The sequence below is a fragment of the Corynebacterium simulans genome, assembly GCF_001586215.1.
In the GTDB taxonomy this organism is placed as follows: domain Bacteria; phylum Actinomycetota; class Actinomycetes; order Mycobacteriales; family Mycobacteriaceae; genus Corynebacterium; species Corynebacterium simulans.
The window spans coordinates 2586589-2602064 of record NZ_CP014634.1 but is presented as its reverse complement, the minus strand read 5'-3'; the positions used below and the strand labels follow the sequence as shown (position 1 = coordinate 2602064).

General features: G+C 58.1%; 14 protein-coding genes. 4 read left to right on the top strand and 10 right to left on the bottom strand.

The features are described from left to right. Position 1: 1 nt before the first annotated feature. The 10 genes from istA (WM42_RS12150) to WM42_RS12100 all read right to left on the bottom strand — a co-directional run bounded on the left by istA (WM42_RS12150) (position 2) and on the right by WM42_RS12100 (position 11016). On the bottom strand, positions 2–1609 hold the full coding sequence (gene istA / locus WM42_RS12150; RefSeq protein WP_062038705.1) for an IS21 family transposase: 1608 nt from the start codon (positions 1607–1609) through the stop codon (positions 2–4). A gap of 184 nt (positions 1610–1793) precedes the next feature. Beyond that, positions 1794–2986, bottom strand: a protein-coding gene (locus tag WM42_RS12145; RefSeq protein ID WP_145915032.1) for an IS3 family transposase whose coding sequence is annotated in 2 segments (ribosomal slippage) — positions 1794–2707 and positions 2707–2986 — 1194 coding nt in all. Because the reading frame shifts where the segments join, the coding sequence is not laid out codon by codon here. 42 nt (positions 2987–3028) lie between these two features. Next, a complete protein-coding gene (locus WM42_RS12135) occupies positions 3029–3781 on the bottom strand; it encodes an ATP-binding protein (RefSeq protein WP_201057390.1) in 753 nt (250 codons plus the stop codon). Between the two features lie 5 nt (positions 3782–3786). Then, entirely contained in the window at positions 3787–5412 is a 1626-nt protein-coding gene (gene istA / locus WM42_RS12130) for an IS21 family transposase (RefSeq protein ID WP_062038702.1), read from the bottom strand. Positions 5413–5624: 212 nt separating this feature from the next. Then, a complete protein-coding gene (locus tag WM42_RS12125; RefSeq protein ID WP_062038699.1) occupies positions 5625–6719 on the bottom strand; it encodes an aminotransferase class I/II-fold pyridoxal phosphate-dependent enzyme in 1095 nt (364 codons plus the stop codon). Beyond that, positions 6716–7453 carry a 6-carboxyhexanoate--CoA ligase gene (locus tag WM42_RS12120; protein WP_235591269.1) on the bottom strand — a complete coding sequence of 246 codons (738 nt, stop codon included), beginning with the start codon at positions 7451–7453 and terminating at the stop codon, positions 6716–6718. The genes WM42_RS12125 and WM42_RS12120 overlap by 4 nt, the downstream gene beginning before the upstream one ends. A 208-nt stretch (positions 7454–7661) precedes the next feature. Further along, complete coding sequence (locus WM42_RS12115) at positions 7662–8234, bottom strand: hypothetical protein (protein ID WP_062038696.1); 573 nt, start codon at positions 8232–8234, stop codon at positions 7662–7664. Between the two features lie 131 nt (positions 8235–8365). Continuing rightward, positions 8366–8824, bottom strand: coding sequence for a DUF4190 domain-containing protein (locus WM42_RS12110; RefSeq protein WP_062038693.1), 459 nt, complete (start codon positions 8822–8824; stop codon positions 8366–8368). A gap of 138 nt (positions 8825–8962) precedes the next feature. Next, on the bottom strand, positions 8963–10756 hold the full coding sequence (locus tag WM42_RS12105; RefSeq protein WP_235591268.1) for a DEAD/DEAH box helicase: 1794 nt from the start codon (positions 10754–10756) through the stop codon (positions 8963–8965). An 8-nt stretch (positions 10757–10764) separates the two neighbouring features. Next, positions 10765–11016 carry a DUF3039 domain-containing protein gene (locus tag WM42_RS12100; protein WP_049192065.1) on the bottom strand — a complete coding sequence of 84 codons (252 nt, stop codon included), beginning with the start codon at positions 11014–11016 and terminating at the stop codon, positions 10765–10767. Positions 11017–11064: 48 nt separating this feature from the next. Here WM42_RS12100 and WM42_RS12095 point away from each other — a divergent pair, with 48 nt between their 5' ends. The 4 genes from WM42_RS12095 to WM42_RS12080 all read left to right on the top strand — a co-directional run bounded on the left by WM42_RS12095 (position 11065) and on the right by WM42_RS12080 (position 15449). Beyond that, positions 11065–11529 (top strand): DUF3099 domain-containing protein, encoded by a 465-nt coding sequence (locus WM42_RS12095; protein WP_082787703.1) that lies wholly within the window; start codon positions 11065–11067, stop codon positions 11527–11529. 56 nt (positions 11530–11585) lie between these two features. Beyond that, the gene (locus WM42_RS12090; protein WP_201057471.1) at positions 11586–13202 is read left to right on the top strand and encodes a DUF7782 domain-containing protein; all 1617 of its coding nucleotides are present in this window, start codon (positions 11586–11588) and stop codon (positions 13200–13202) included. After that, the gene (gene dtd / locus WM42_RS12085) at positions 13202–13657 is read left to right on the top strand and encodes a D-aminoacyl-tRNA deacylase (protein WP_061922952.1); all 456 of its coding nucleotides are present in this window, start codon (positions 13202–13204) and stop codon (positions 13655–13657) included. Before WM42_RS12090 ends, dtd begins: the two co-directional genes overlap by 1 nt. Positions 13658–14093: 436 nt before the next feature. Further along, positions 14094–15449 (top strand): SLC5/6 family protein, encoded by a 1356-nt coding sequence (locus tag WM42_RS12080; RefSeq protein ID WP_061923643.1) that lies wholly within the window; start codon positions 14094–14096, stop codon positions 15447–15449. Positions 15450–15476 lie beyond the last annotated feature (27 nt).

Here is a 15476-nt window from a genome sequence, read left to right as displayed (position 1 = left end):
TCTAGTTTTCGTAGTGGTCAGCAGGCCGGATAAAGACGGCATCGGCCACCTCACCGGTAAGCGGGGTACTTGGGCGTGGTTGGCGCTTGGCTACAGGCTGTGTTTTTGGCCCTGGTTGCCCGGGATGTTGTTGGGCGTGGGCAATGTCAGTCTGGAGGCGTTTGATCACAGCCATCGTTGGGGCCAGCTTTTTGTCCACGACCTGTTGGCATGCAGGCTCTAGGGTGGCTTTGTTGTGCTTTTTGCCCAGGTTGGCCAGTACGTTGCGTGCCTGGATGAGTCCGCGGGGGATGGCGGCACTATTGCGGTCGAGGATCATCGCTATGACTGCGTGCGTTGCTGCCCCGAACGACGAGGCCCAAGCCAAAAGCTCGTCACGGGTAAGCGCCTTGTGGCCTTCATCATCGCCACATGGCCCATGCTGAGGGTTGGTGGAATACCGGTATTTGAATCCGTGAAGGCGCGTGTGTTCAGCAACAAGCTGCTCCCCGCTGAAGATGCTTACTAGTTGCGGGGTGAGCCTGACTGTTACCGATTCTCCTACCAGCTGAAATGGCACTGAGTAGTACTGGTAGTCACAGGTGATGTGCCAGTTGCGATCGACTTTGAGCCGCTTATAAGACACTTCCGTAAACGGCGTCGGCGGAAGATCCCGCATCATTGGTGCCTCTTCTCGATCAAAGCGCATGCGCCGTGTTGAGCCATCAGGCCGCGTCATTGCGCTGTTGATATCGGCAAGACGGCAAGCGATCGCCTCATTGAGTTCATCGAGGTCGTAGAAGACCTCGTTGCTGAAGTAGCCCAGGATTTTGGTGTAAGCGATTTTCACGGCACGCTCTACCGCTGCCTTGTCACGAGGCCTGCCGGGCCTGGTCGGCACGATCGTGATCCCGTAATAGTCTGCAAACGCTGCGTAGCGGTCAGTGACCATGCGGTACCTTGAATGCTTCTTCGGCCGATAAGTCGCCGTAGAAGCATTATCCGGCACGATGACTGCTGGTACTTTGCCAAGATAGTTCAACGCTTTGACATGGCACTCAATCCACGCCGGCATCTTCTCGTTCGCAGCGGCCGTGACATACATCAGCCCTGAGTACGGGCTGACCGCGACAAACAATGACGCCTTGAACGCGGTGTCACCACTGGCCTGATCTACTACAGGCACTTTGTCACCGGCCCAGTCGACATAAAGCTCTTGCCCTGGCTCATGGGTGATAACTTCGACGAGATCGTTGGCACGCAGAAATTCATTGAGCCCACTACAAAACTGGGAGTACTGGTACTTTGTCTTGTCCGTCGGACACGGCTGCGACAAGTAGTCCATCCACAGCTTGTGCCTGGTCACATGCTTTGTACTTTTCAGTTTGCGGGCAAGAGCATGAAAATCAGGTTGGTCGTAGGTCATCGTCCGTTTACTCCGGCCGTCGCTGAATCGCTCATCGAACCATCCCGGTGGAAGTTGATGGAAACGCTCTGGAGTTAGTTCCTCATCGTTGATGACTTTCTTCGCTCGGGATACTTCTCGTCGTGAACATCCCAATGCGTGTGTGATCTGCGCGTAGCTAGCACCATCAAGGCACATCGCGATGATCTGTTTGAAGTTGGCCACAAGTGTTCAGAAGACTGAAATGGTAGCGGTGTGGTGAGTATCTGGTAGCGCCTGAGTGAGTATCCGGTAGCGGTGTCTCACTCAGGCGTTGTTGGTGGTTATGCGTTGGTGTTCAGGCGCATGTTTGGTCCTTCGAGTGTGATGATGGGCCCGACCCCCGGAAAGTGGACACATCGGGGGCTGGCTATGCTGCTGTGGTCAGTATAGCCGAAGTCTCGGCTTCAAAGACATCAGGAGCTACGAGATTGCACCAGGAGTGCCGCCGGCGCGTGTTGTAGCGCATGCACCACCGGAAGACCTCTTGACGACAGCTAATTGGGTTGTTAAAGACTTTCCGATCACGCAGTACTTCCCGCTTTAAGGTGGCGTTAAAGGATTCTGCCAGGGCATTATCGGCACTCGTTCCAACCGCGCCCATGGACTGGCGCACACCTAACGACGAGCAGTAGTTCCTAAAGGCTTGTGAGGTGTACACGCTGCCGTGATCGGAATGGAAAATAGTCCCATCAAGACTGCCGCGCACGCCGTGTGCGTGGGCTAGAGCATCGATAACTAGTGAGACCCGCATGTGGTCTGCGAGTGCATAACCTGCAAGTTTACGTGAATACGTGTCAATGACTGTGGCAAGGTACATGTTTTTGCCTCCCCTACACGGCAGGTAAGTAATGTCACCGACATACACACGATTTGGCTCGCCAGCTGTGAACTTGCGGCCTACTAGATCTGGCATGACACGGTGACCAGGCTTACGCCTGGTAGTAATGCATCGACGCCGTTTGCTAAAGCCTTTTAACCCCATGGATTTCATGATGCGTGCAACTTTCTTGTGATTGATCGGGGTATACGTCGTGTCCTCCTTGAGGCTTGCGGCGATGCGTTTAGCACCATAAAGCCCGTGCTCATCATCGAAGATGGTCTTGATTCTTGCACCAATAACGGCATCAGAATACATCTTTAACCTGCGTTTTTTACGGGTGCTCACCCACTTGTAAAACGAGGAACGATTCAGCTTTAACACATCGCACATCCGCTTAACCGAGTACTCGGTTCGGTGGTCATCGACAAACTGGAAGCGGATCACCAGTGAGTCTCTTCGGCAAAATATTTCGCGGCCTTACGCAGGATGTCGCGTTCTTCGCGCAGCTTAGAGACTTCTTTTTCCAGCTGACGGATTCGCGCAGAATCATTCGCCGCTTGGGCTTGATCGTGCACGGCCTTCGTGCGGGCACGTTTGCCAGTGCCGTACTTTTTGACCCAAGAATGTAGCGAGGCACGGTTGATACCGAGCTCAGCTGATGCTGAGTTCAGCGAGAGATCCTCGTTGTTCTCATAGAGGGCTACGGCATCGCGTTTGAACTGTTCGGAGTACCTGGACATGGTGGTAGATTACCTTTCTTCCCAGCTCGACTGGGCTGGATATCAGGTGTCCACCACATGGGGGTCAGGTCCGATCTCGGCGCCGGAGACGAGTCGGTTGAGGATTGACTCGGAGATCACGGCGTCGGGGATGGACTTGTACCACTCCAGTGGGGTGAATTGTGAGGTCACTATCGTTGAGACTTTGCCTTCACGGCCGGCGAGGATGTTGAGAAGTTGGTGCGCAGTCGCGGCATCAACAGGTGTGGTCAGGAAGTCATCGAGGACTAGGACATCGACGTCGTGGAGGTGCTGGATGAATTTCAGCCGTTTAGGGTCATCGGGTTGGAGGACTGCCAGTTCGGCGGCGAGCATGTCGGTGTGGTAGAACCGTGCGGAGTAGTCTTTGCGGCATGCTGCTGTGATCAGGGCTTGGGCGAGGTAGGTTTTGCCGACTGAGGATTTGCCCAGGATGACAATGTTTTGGCCCAGGTGGCACCATTGTCCGTGAGCGAGTCTGCTGACTTGCTCGGGGTTGATGTTGCGGTCAGGCGTGCAGACCACGTTTTCAAGGCAAGCATCAAGGTTTGGAGATCGGGATGCTTTCAGCAGTTTGTTGATGCGTCGCTCGCGCCTGGCCGCGACTTCTTTATCAAGTGCGTAGAGCACCTTTTGGGAAAACGTCCATGTGTCGAATGCGGGATCGTTGGCGATGTCGATGACGCTTCTGCCAAAGGCTGTCATCCGCAGCGCGGTGAAGTCGGGCAGGACGGATTCGTCAAGGAAGCGATCTGTTGGCGGGGTTGGTGATGACAAGGGGTTTAGTTTCCTTTCTTTGCGAGGTTGTCCATGCTGAACTGGTCTGCACCGCCGAGAAACGCGCCGGTGGTATCCCGGTCAGCGGCTACAGGCTGGGCGGTTGTGGTGCTACGCGGGGCCTGGTCTAATCCGCGGGGCCGAGTGGCGTGTTCTTTGCGTATGGCGGCCATCATGTTTTTGACTGCGGTATATGACACCGCCCGTCGGCTGCCGTCGTTGGCGGTCAGGCGCTGGCATGCCTCTTCCAGGATTGGTTTGTTGCCGTGTTTGCCCATCGAAAGCACATTTCGGCAAGACTGGTACGCCTGGGCCGGGATGGCTTTCGCCGCGATGAGTTCTTCGATGACCTTGCGTGTTGCCGGGCCGGTTTTGCTGGCTTCGCGATAAAAGTAGTCACTGGTCCACAGTCCACGGGTGGAGTCCATTCCAGATGGAATGTGCTCATAGTCAGTGACATAGGCCCCACGCTTATGCGAAACCTGGTGGGTTGCCACGGTCGTCCCCTGATCAAAGACGGTCAAGACCTGGCCTGTGATGCGCACATCGACAGTGCGGCCAACAAGCTGGTGCGGAACGGAGTAGCGCACCGTTGCAACCGTGATATGGAAATCAGGGGCTACTTTCGCGCGCTTCCACTCGGTGTGCTGCCATGGGGTTGTCGGCAGGTCAGCAAGGAGATGCTGCTCGTGTTCTTCGAAGAGATCCCTGCGGCTGATGTGCTGACTGCGAAACGGCACGGACCTGTTGATTGCATCGACTAAGTCCACAATCTTTCCGTTGAGCTCGTCCAAGTCAACACACTGGTGGCCTTCAAGGGCGTGGATGACTTTGTGTGTGACGATCTTTACCGCAGCTTCCACATTCGCTTTATCCTTCGGCCGACGCGCGCGCGTAGGAAGTGCTGCTGTGTTGTAGTGCTCCAAGAACTGCTGGTAAGTGTCGTTGACCTTCCGATTCCTATCGGCAGTGCTGATCGCGTTTGATGCCGTCGACGCGTTATCGGGGACAACAACCTGGCAGACCCCACCAAAGTAGTCAAACGCTTGACGGTGGGCATCAAGCCAGGACTGTTGCCGCTGGTCAATACACGCACAGGCAAACAGCATCCCTGAATACGGCAGCGCGGCAACGAAAATGCTGACTTTCGCACCCGGTGTGCCCGCAGGGTCGTACAGGCACATCTTGGTCCCCGCCCAATCCACCTGCATCGTATGCCCTGGTGCATGGGTGATCCGGGCGGTAAGCCCGGCCGCATCGACATGGGAAGCAACCAACTGGCGGAACCGGTCGTAGCTGTAGTGACGCTGACCCGGCTGGGCGGGGATCGTGGTGTACCGAGCCCACAATACTTGCAGTGTTTGCTTCACACGCCCTGTGCGTGCTTTGACGACCGCGTCAAAGTCAATCGGGACGAACTCGCCTTGCCCGCTACTGCGCTTGTCAACGAATATCTCGTCCAGCTCGTCATTCGTCAACGCCGCGACCTGCTGGGCAGTGGTCAAGCCAAGGCTTCGCAGCGCTTGGTTCGCTCGGGAAATCGCGCGGTGCGAGCACCCGAGTTGGTCTTCAATCTGGCGGTAAGAACGCTTCCTAATCAGCAGCGTCATCACCGCACGGTAATCCGTCATCAGCGGACTCCTTCCAGTACGCGCCGCACCCGAGTGGTGCGGCTACCGGAAGTATCATCCCGAGCGCCCTGAGCTGCTACCAGATACTCACTGAAGCGCTACCAGATAGTCACGACACTGCTACCAAATAGCCGGTCGCAACACACAAGGACCAGCTCCTTCCAAGTAGAAGTTGACGCAACACCAGCGGATTGTGGTGTCGCCAACATCAACTATGAAAGAAAACCCCCTTGCAGTACCGGATACGTGGAACACCGGTACCAACTACGCGGACTCGCGGTACCAACTACCCCAAATCGACACTCAGCGCCTACTGGCAAGACGATAATAGGTGCGGGCGAGTCCGCCACTTTCCATCCGTTCGCCCGCAGACGCTGCCGAAGGTTGTGCACGACGCGGGCAAGCCGTGGCACATGCGAAGGAACAAGAGCTAACGCCGCACTAATAGCAGCCGCCTGCGATGGTGGCATGGACGTTGAGAAGATATAGCTGCGGCAGCGTTGGCGGCATAGCTCGATAAGTGGCTCACTGCCCACGACGAAAGCGCCCGCCACACCTAGGGCTTTGCTAGCGGTACCGATATAGATATCCGGCAAAGGTAAATCGAAATGCTCACAAACGCCGCGTCCATTTCTGCCAAGTGTGCCGATCCCGTGCGCGTCATCGATCATCAACCAGGCGTTGTAATCCTGAGCAAGTTCCTGAAGCGCATGGAGATTCGCAAGCTCGCCGGACATGGAAAATACGCCGTCACTGACAATCAATCGGCGCTCTGATGCATCGGCAGCAAGCTGCTCTTCTAAGGTTTTCACGTCGAGGTGCGGATAAACAGATGACCGGATCCCTTGGTAGCTCGACTTGGCCAGCCGGATGCCGTCGATGATGCTCGCATGATTATCAGCGTCAGAGAAAATAGAAAGTCTCTCGCCACAATCTCGCGCAGCTGCAGCAAGCGCAGGGATTACTCCCATGTTGGCGTGGTAACCCGAACCGAACACGAGCGCTGCCGGCGCACCGACAAAACCAGCCAGATCACGCTCGAGCGCGACATGATAATCACTCGTACCCGTAGTCAGTCGCGATCCTCCCGACCCCACCCCGGCGCGCAGCGTTGCTTCGTGGGCTGCGTCGGCAAGCGCGCGATTCGCCCCGAGCCCCAGGTAATCAGACGATCCCGCAAGCAGCGTTTCACGCCCATCGACCACGGTGCGCGGACTTTGACTACCGCTAATGACCCTTTCGACTCTTTCCAGACCACGCTCACGCCACGAAGCATTAGAACTGCATGCCCAGTCTTCCAGGCTCATTGCCAAGAACCTTCCACGAGGACAGGCTTTTCACGCAGCCACTGCTCTGTCGCCGGAAGTGCACTAAGTGCGCCTGAATAGAACAAGACACGTCCGCCTTGTTTCCCGCCTTCAGCCTTGACGTTGTGCAAAGCCGTATAGGAACCTTCGACCGCAACATAACCCGTGGTGTAGCTCGGGTCATCGGAAATACAGACTTCCGCGACAATGCCCGGCGCAGCAAGAGCCTTGGATGCTAAAGCAACGGCATCAGCCCGATGGTTCTTCGACTCGGCGCAAAAGGAATCAGCCCAATCAAATGTTCCCACCCGAACGCCACGTTGCCCATGAGTGTCTAGACGCTCGCCGGTTTCAGCACAGACGATGCTCGCACCGCGCATATCGCGGGTGCGGTACAGAAGCTCGATACCTCGGCGGGCTGCGCTCTCGGAAACTCGGTTGCCCTTAGCGAGCACGGCTATCATCGCTGTTTGTGCAGACTCCGGGTTCTCGCAGTCCCGTGTACTCACCTTCAAGGCACTGACATGAGCAATGTCGCTTGCTGCAACCACCCTCGTAGCGATATTGATGGAATCCGGCACGCCCTTTTCGTGCCGCAACGCACGAGTAGCAAGCTCTGAGCTCACACGAGGAACAAGGTGCGGTTCTACGATGCGTTCTGCACCCGAGATATGCCTACCTTCAAGGCTTGCACGCATCTTGATACTCATCAGCACAGTCGAGGTTTTTGCCATGCAGGTATCGTAGCCCAGCATCTTGAACACCGTTCAATAATTATCAAACAGGGTTAATCCCCTCTCCTAGTTCCGCTCGGAAACGCACTTACCGACGCCAAGTGACAGAGCGACTTCCACGAGACATTAAGAACCCCCACGTGCCTTCCAACCACATATGTGGTCGGGGCTCGTGGGGGTTGCTTAGTGCGATGTGTGGGTATTTCCCCTACTGCTGTGCTGCGGTGCCTAGGCTATCCTCCATGCAGGCCTGCTGCTGAGCAGGGTCCTGCATCTCCAAGCACTTGTCGGCGCCGGTCTCACCGAGGAACGCGACGCCGAGGGCCATGACGGCGATGGAGCCAGCGAGGGCCAGGATGGAAGTAACCAGGCCGACGATGGACATCCAGGTGCGGCGCAGCTCCTTCGGGCGCTTGCCGCCAACGACCAGCGCGATGATGGAGACGATGATGCCGATTGGGCCAAGCAGGAGCGGCGGAACAATCAGCAGCAGGGACAGCAGCGCGATGATGCCGATGACCATCGCCCAGATAGCAACGGCGTTCTTCTTTGCCGGCTGGCTGTCAGCACCAGCGTAGGCCGGGTAGCCGGTGCCAGCGGCGGTTGCGTTAGCGTCCGTGGCGTATGCGTCGTGAGCGCGCTCCTCGTTGGCCTTGGAGGTTGCCTCACCGTAGGACGGCAGCTTGCTGGTGCTGTCGCTGCTAAATGGGTTCTTTACGTTGTCCGGGTTCTCTGGGTTGTTCAGGTTGTTCGGATTCTCTGGGTTGTTCGGGGTGGTCATGTGGTTGGCCTCCTTGGGGCAGCCCTAATAGCGTGCTCTTTATCGAATATGTGCGTTAAATAGCTTATGCGTTTGTAATCGCTTCCGGCCACGTTACTGACGGAACCTGTGAAATCACTGGCAACCTAGTTTTAAGTAGCGCCATTCAAAGAATCTTCCATGCAGGCTTGCTTTTGCACTGGGTCATCGATGGTCATGCACATTTCAGGGTCAGGCGTCATCGTCCAACCAATGTGCGTATACAAGTAAACCGAGAAAGCAACGGACAAGATTAATGCGATAATTGAGGTAATCAAGCCGGCGATGGACATCCAGGCGCGGCGTAGCTCTTTTGGTCGCTTCTTGCCTTTTAGCAATGCGACGATGGAGACGATGATGCCAATCGGCCCCAGCAGCAGCGGTGGAACAACTAGGAACAAAGACACCAGCGCAATGATGCCGATTACGAGAGCCCAAACAGCGATCACGCTTTTCTTTTCGGCTTGAGGTTCACCGACACCACCACCGGCAAAAGCCGGGTATGCCGCGCCTTCGGTACTGTCGGAATTCTTCCCGTTGCCCGGGGTGTGAGGGTCGTTCGGGGTGGTCATACGCTTGGCCTCCTTGAATGCAGCGCAAAAGCCTTAATCGTGTTATTGCTCATCGTTCTATTGCTTTTGACTACTGCTTTTGACTACGTTACCCACGCTGGGTGCGCTCCACGCTAGGAGTGCACCGCGTCGCGTCACCTACCACTTGCGCAGGTACTCGATGCGCTGGCGCAATTGCTCGGCGTCGCAAAGCGCGGTGGGTGGGCCGCCGCAGGCCTTGCGGACCTCAGTGTGAATGGCGCCGTGAGGGCGGCCGGTGCGCTGCGCGGTAATGGAGACAACGGTGTTGAGTTCCTTGCGCAGGTTGCCAATCTCATCTACTACGCCGGTGGATTCTTGGTTGTTAGTTGGTTCCTCACGGCGCTTCGGAGCGTACTGCATGCCGTAGAGCTTGCGGCGCTGTTCCTCAGCGGCCTCAGCAGCCCGGCGCGCCTTCTCCTCTGCTTCGCGGCGATCGAGTTCCTCCGACTGCTTCTTGCGCAGCAGGTCCTTGACCTGGTCGGCGTCGAGAAGCCCGGGGATGCCCAGGAAGTCCGCGTCGACGTCTTCGGTGATGTCGCCGGTGTTGAACTGCGAGCCGTTAAAGAGCAGGCCGGAAAACTCCGCCTCCGCGCCAAGGGCCTCGTAGGAGGGCTCGAGCATGTCGGGCTCAGACTTCTTAGTATTGGCCTCCGCCAATAGCTCGTCATCCCAGCCCTCTTTATCGGGGCTCTTTTCCTCACCCAGGACATGGTTGCGTTCCTTTTCCATGTTCTCAGCCAGGCCCAGCAGCACCGGCACGGAAGGCAGGAACACCGAGGCGGTCTCACCGGGCATACGCGATCGCACGAAGCGGCCGATTGCCTGCGCGAAGAACAGCGGAGTCGAGGCCGAGGTGGCGTAAACGCCCACCGCTAGGCGCGGGACGTCGACGCCCTCAGACACCATGCGCACTGCCACCATCCACTCGTCGGTGGACTTGGAAAACTCCTCAATGCGGTCCGAAGAGCCCGGGTCATCGGACAAAATCACGGAGACCGGGGTCGAGGAAAGCTGCTTCAAAATCTTCGCGTAGGCGCGCGCAGTTTGCGTATCGGTAGCCAACACCAGGCCGCCGGCGTCCGGCATGTTGCGGCGCATCTGCATAAGGCGCGTGTGTGCGGCCTGCAGCACCGCCGGGATCCACTCGCCCTTCGGGTCCAGCGCCGTCTTCCATGCACGGGCTGTCTGCTCAGGGTTCAAGATATCGCCCAGACGCGCGGCGTATTCCTCACCCGCGGAGTCACGCCAGCGCGCCTCGCCCGAGTAAGACAAGAACACAACGGGGCGCACGACGCCGTCGCGAAGCGCATCGCCATAGTTATAGGCGTGATCCGAGCGAGAGACCAGGTGGCCCTCACCGTCCTCCTCGTAGCGCACGAAAGGAATCTGCGAGTCATCCGAGCGGAAAGGCGTACCGGTAAGCGCCAAGCGGTGCTCGACGTCGTCGTAAGCCTCGCGCACGCCGTCGCCCCAGCTCTTGGCGTCACCTGCGTGGTGAATCTCATCCAGGATCACCAACGTACGGCGCGCCGAAGCCACCGCGCGGTGCTTGAACGGGTGCATGCCCACCTGAGCATAGGTCACCACGATGCCGTCCATCGCCGGGTTCACGGCAGAAGAATTCGAGAAGTTCGGATCCAGCGCCAAGCCCACGCGCGCGGCCGACTGGGACCACTGAATCTTGAGGTGTTCAGTAGGCACCACGACGATGACTCGCTCGACCGTGCGGTCTTCCATCAGCTCTGTGGCAATGCGCAGCGCGAAGGTGGTCTTACCTGCACCAGGCGTTGCCACGGCCATGAAGTCCTGCGGCTTTTTAGACAGGAACTTATCGAGGGCCGCCTGCTGCCAGGCGCGTAGCTTTCCGTTGTTGGCGAATCTTCTGGGGTTGCGGGACACAGAATTACTCACCGGGCGGCTCACTTGCGGCGCAGGCCCTTGTACACGCGCTCACAATCCGGGCATACCGGGGAGCCGGGCTTTGCCTGCTTGGTTACGGGGAAGGTCTCGCCGCACAGCGCAACGACGTACTTACCGTTGACTGCGGAGTCCAAAATCTGGTCTTTCTTTACGTAATGAAAGAACTTCGGGGTGTCATCAGAAGTGGACGTGTCCTCGCGGACGTCGGGGCGTTCAATCGTCTTAGTCGTCGTACTCACTCCACCAATCATGCCGCATCGGTGTCGAAGTTCGCACCTCGCCCGTCTACCCTTGTACGCATGTCCCCCAAGAACTCGCGCGATAGGTTAAGCCGAAATTCCTCCGGCACCCCACAAACGGGGCGGCGCGGATGGGCGCGCCCTTTCCGACGCCGCGAAGCCCACCTCATCACCACCGCCCAGCTCTCCCCGGGCCAACAGTTGCATCGGCGCGAAGTCATCTATTCCATCCTGCAGCTTCTGCGTGTGCCCTCCCTCCTCATAGGCGGCGCGCTCATGTACTTCTTCGACGCCTGGCTCGCCGGCACCTTAATCATCGCCGTGACCTTCCCGCTGCCGTGGATCGCCGTGGTGATTGGTAATGCGCAGGGCCAGCGCAAGGACAAGCGCGAAAAGAACATCTATAAGCCGGCGCTTGCCCGCCAGATGGCGCAAATGCAGGCAGAGCAACTAGCCCAGCCCAAGCGCGAGGGCATCGAGCAGCGGTCTGCCGAGACCATCGATCATGACGACGACTCGCAATAATCGGCATAGATAAACAGATTAAGAAATAAGGCTGGAGAAAAGACGGAGAAAAGATGATGACTAAATTTGGACCTGACTTCAATCCCGAGCTCCCCGTCGCCGCTGTCGCCGCGGAGCTTAGCGAGTTCTTAAGCTCCCACGGTTTCACCGCCGACGGCATCGCTGGGCACTTGGGCCCCGAATACACCGAGGCGCTTCACCGCGGCGAGCCGGCCGCCGTGGCCCTGGGCGCTGCGGGTGATACCACCTTGGACGCACTCATCCGCCTGTTTATCCTGCACGATGCTGTTGCGCCGACGCAGCTTTCCGACGTCCTCGGCGCCCGCCTTGCTACCAAGCTCATGGATGCAGGCGTGGCGCAGCTGGACGAGTCCGGCAATGCCTACATTGCCTATGACATCCGCCCACACATCATCGTCGGCACCAACCGCCTGGTCTTCTCCGACGTGGATGCTTCCCTGGTGGACCACGTCCCGGGCTCCGAGCACGTGCTCGGCGTGGGAGCGGCCAGCCTCTCGCTTTTGCAATCGACGCCGCTTACCCCGGTGGAGACCGCATTAGACCTAGGCACCGGCTCCGGCGTGCAGCTGCTCGGCCAGCTTTCCACCGCCGCCCACGTGACGGCCACCGACCTCCACTCCCGCGCTCTGGACCTCGCGCGCGCCACGCTGGCCGCAGCGGGCCCCGCGGCAGAAGAAAAGGTCGAGCTGCTCCAGGGCTCCTGGTTTGAACCTGTAGCCGGCCGCCGCTTCGATCGCATCGTGGCCAACCCGCCTTTCGTGGTGGGCCTGCCGGAAGTCGGCCACATCTACCGCGACTCCGGGCTTAACCTGGACGGCGCCAGCGAGCTCGTGGTCTCCCAGGCGGTCGAGCACCTCGCGCCGGGCGGCAGCGCACACATCTTGGGAGCATGGGTCCACCAAGGCGAGCAGTCCTGGCAGCAGCGCGTGGCCTCCTGGCTGCCGGAAAAGGGCGTGGCCGCCTGGATAATCCAGCGCGACGTCGCCGACCCTGCCCTCTACGTCTCCACCTGGCTCAAGGACGAGTCAGTGGACGTTCGCAGCGACCTCGGCCGCGAGCGCGCCCGGCTTTGGCTTGAGCACTTTAACGAGCACGACGTCACCGGCATCGGCTTTGGTTTTGTGGCCATCCAGCGCATCGACGATGACGAGCCTTCCGACGTCCTCGCCGAGTACATGCCGCAGCCTTTCACCGATCCCCTGGGCCCAGAAGTAGAGGAATACTTCGCGCGCGTGGCCTGGCTCCGAGGTCTTGTCCCGGGCGAGCTAGAGACCAAGCACTTCCAGGTCCGCCCCGGCGTGGCCCGCGAGGACGTGCAGCTTCCCGACGCCGAGTTGGGCATGGGCTTTGCCCCCGCCGCGCTGCGCCTTACCCGCACGGAGGGCCCACGCTGGTCCCACGACGTCGACAAGCACATCGCGGCCATCGTCGCCGGCTTAAACCCAGCGGGGCTCTCCCTTGGCGAGACCATCGAGCTCTACGCCGCAGCCCAGGGCTTCGATGAGGAGGAGCTGGTGGCCTCCGCGCTGCCGGCCATGGTTGACCTCATCCGCCACGGCCTCATCATCCCCACCGAGCTGGCCCCGTTCTGCAACCTTGTAAATGGCGCAGTCGCTGCCGGCCAAACTGCTACTGCTGAGGAGGAAGACTAATGCGCGCAGTTTTAACCCGAGTATCCAGCGCTTCAGTGATCGTAGATGGCGAGGTCGTAGGGGCTATCGACTGCCCAGAAACCGGCGGGCTCCTCGCACTTGTGGGAGTATCACGCGAAGACACTGCAGTAAATACTGCAGAGCTAGAAGCCAAGATAGAGAAGATGGCGCGCAAGATTGCCGAGCTACGCATCCTCGAAGGCGAGAAATCCGTCGAGGAAGCAGGCGCTCCCGTGCTGGTAGTTAGCCAATTTACGCTCTATGGCAAGACTGCTAAGGGACGCCGCCCCTCTTGGTCTGATGCCGCGCCCGGGGATGCAGCAGAGCCTGTGATTGAGAAAATCATTGCAAGACTTCTTGCACGCGGCGTCCACGTTGAGACCGGAAAGTTCGGCGCGATGATGGAAGTTGCATCCGTCAATCAAGGCCCTTTCACCGTTCTGGTGGAAACTTAAAGGGGATCAATTAACCCCAAGGGGCGATTAATACATCCGAGCGCAGGTACTTTTACCTGCGCTTTTTCTTTTTGTCTGTGACGTAGTTCATTGTTTAATTTAGAGTGTTGAACAAAGCACAATCTGGCGCAAAACTCAAATTTTAAGGGAGTGATAAAAAACGTACTTGCAATGCGATAATTTATTATCAAATCTTCTCCAAACAGGCTTATGATAAAGACACAGCGAAGCAACAAGGGCTGAAGCTGCAGGACACAGAGTTGAAAAGTCCAACTGCAGTTGCAAAATTGTAGCCGCGAGAAAATTCTCAAGACTTGCAAAGTTGCGCCAAGCTCTAAGGCTTCGGTCAACCAACTAGAGACATCAAGGAGACCAAAAAATGTCTCACTCAGTCTTGCGGAAAGACACCGCTAACCATCCGGAGAATGAGCCAAACATGCCTGAGAACATGAAGACCTCAAAAGCAGTCAAAGCTGAACAAGCCGCAGGATTCGATCCTGCAGAATCCCCATTCGCCGGCACCACCGGCGCACCGAAGTGGAACAACTCCGACCTAACCTGGATGCTCTCCCTCTTCGGCACCGCAATCGGTGCAGGCGTTCTGTTCCTCCCAATCAACGCCGGCATCGGCGGCATCATCCCGCTCATCATCATGACGGTTGTTGCCCTGCCGATGACCTACTGGGCACACCGCGGCCTGGCTCGCCTGGTTCTCTCCAGCTCCAAGCCATCCGGTGACCTGACCGACGTCGTCGAGGAGCACTTCGGCATCAAGGCAGGCGTGTTCATGAACATCCTGTACTTCCTGTCCGTCTACCCCATCCTCTTGGTCTACTCCGTGACCATCACCAACACGGTTAACTCCTTCCTGGAGAACCAGCTCGGCGTCACCCCGCCGGACCGCTGGCTGACCTCCCTGCTGCTCGTCGGCGGCCTCATCCTCATCGTCCGCATGGGCAAGGATGTCATCGTCCACGTCATGTCCTGGCTGGTCTACCCATTCATCGCCGTCCTGGTCCTCCTGTCCATCTACCTCATCCCGAAGTGGAACACCGCACTGTTCGATTCCTTCGACCTGAACGTTGCCCGTGAAGCTTCCGGCCACAGCTTGGGCGTCACCCTGATGCTCCTGGTTCCGGTTATGGTCTTCTCCTTCAACCACTCCCCGATGATTTCCTCCTTCGCAGTTGACCGCCGCGAGACCTACGGCAAGTTCGGCGAGGTCAAGGCACGCACCATCCTGCTGCGCGCAGAAATCCTCATGGTCGTCGTCGTTATGTTCTTCGTCTTCTCCTGCGCACTGTCACTGTCGCCAGCTGACATGGCAGAAGCAAAAGCCCAGAACATCACCATCCTGTCCTACCTGGCTAACCACTTCGATACCCCGATCATCCAGTGGATTGCACCGATTATCGCAATGATCGCTGTTGCAAAGTCCTTCCTCGGCCACTACCTCGGCGCTGCTGAGGGCTTCGAAGGCCTCATCCTCAAAGGCAACAAGAACCTCGACAAGGACGACGCTGCAACCGCTCGCAAGCTCGGCACCATCACCCTCATCTTCATGCTGGTTACCGCATGGCTGACCGCTTGGGCAGACCCATCCATCCTGGGCATGATTGAGACCCTGTGTGGCCCGACGATTGCACTCATCCTCTTCCTCATCCCGATGTGGGCAATCCACAAGGTTCCTGCACTGCAGCGCTTCAAGGGCCAGGCTTCCAACTACTTCGTCTTCTTTATGGGCCTGGTAGCTGTCGCCACCATCCTCTACACCATCGTCCAGGCTTTCTAAACACTAGAAACCCCCGGACCCCCTCTC

Excerpts from the sequence above, each read along its gene's own strand:
- WM42_RS12120 (WP_235591269.1), bottom strand. The coding sequence starts at position 7,453 with ATGGCAAAAACCTCGACTGTGCTGATGAGTATCAAGATGCGTGCAAGC.
- WM42_RS12110 (WP_062038693.1), bottom strand. The coding sequence starts at position 8,824 with ATGACCACCCCGAACGACCCTCACACCCCGGGCAACGGGAAGAATTCC.
- WM42_RS12115 (WP_062038696.1), bottom strand. The coding sequence starts at position 8,234 with ATGACCACCCCGAACAACCCAGAGAATCCGAACAACCTGAACAACCCA.
- WM42_RS12080 (WP_061923643.1), top strand. The coding sequence starts at position 14,094 with ATGCCTGAGAACATGAAGACCTCAAAAGCAGTCAAAGCTGAACAAGCC.
- istA (WP_062038702.1), bottom strand. The coding sequence starts at position 5,412 with ATGACGGATTACCGTGCGGTGATGACGCTGCTGATTAGGAAGCGTTCT.
- dtd (WP_061922952.1), top strand. The coding sequence starts at position 13,202 with ATGCGCGCAGTTTTAACCCGAGTATCCAGCGCTTCAGTGATCGTAGAT.
- WM42_RS12090 (WP_201057471.1), top strand. The coding sequence starts at position 11,586 with ATGACTAAATTTGGACCTGACTTCAATCCCGAGCTCCCCGTCGCCGCT.
- WM42_RS12095 (WP_082787703.1), top strand. The coding sequence starts at position 11,065 with ATGTCCCCCAAGAACTCGCGCGATAGGTTAAGCCGAAATTCCTCCGGC.
- WM42_RS12100 (WP_049192065.1), bottom strand. The coding sequence starts at position 11,016 with ATGATTGGTGGAGTGAGTACGACGACTAAGACGATTGAACGCCCCGAC.
- WM42_RS12125 (WP_062038699.1), bottom strand. The coding sequence starts at position 6,719 with ATGAGCCTGGAAGACTGGGCATGCAGTTCTAATGCTTCGTGGCGTGAG.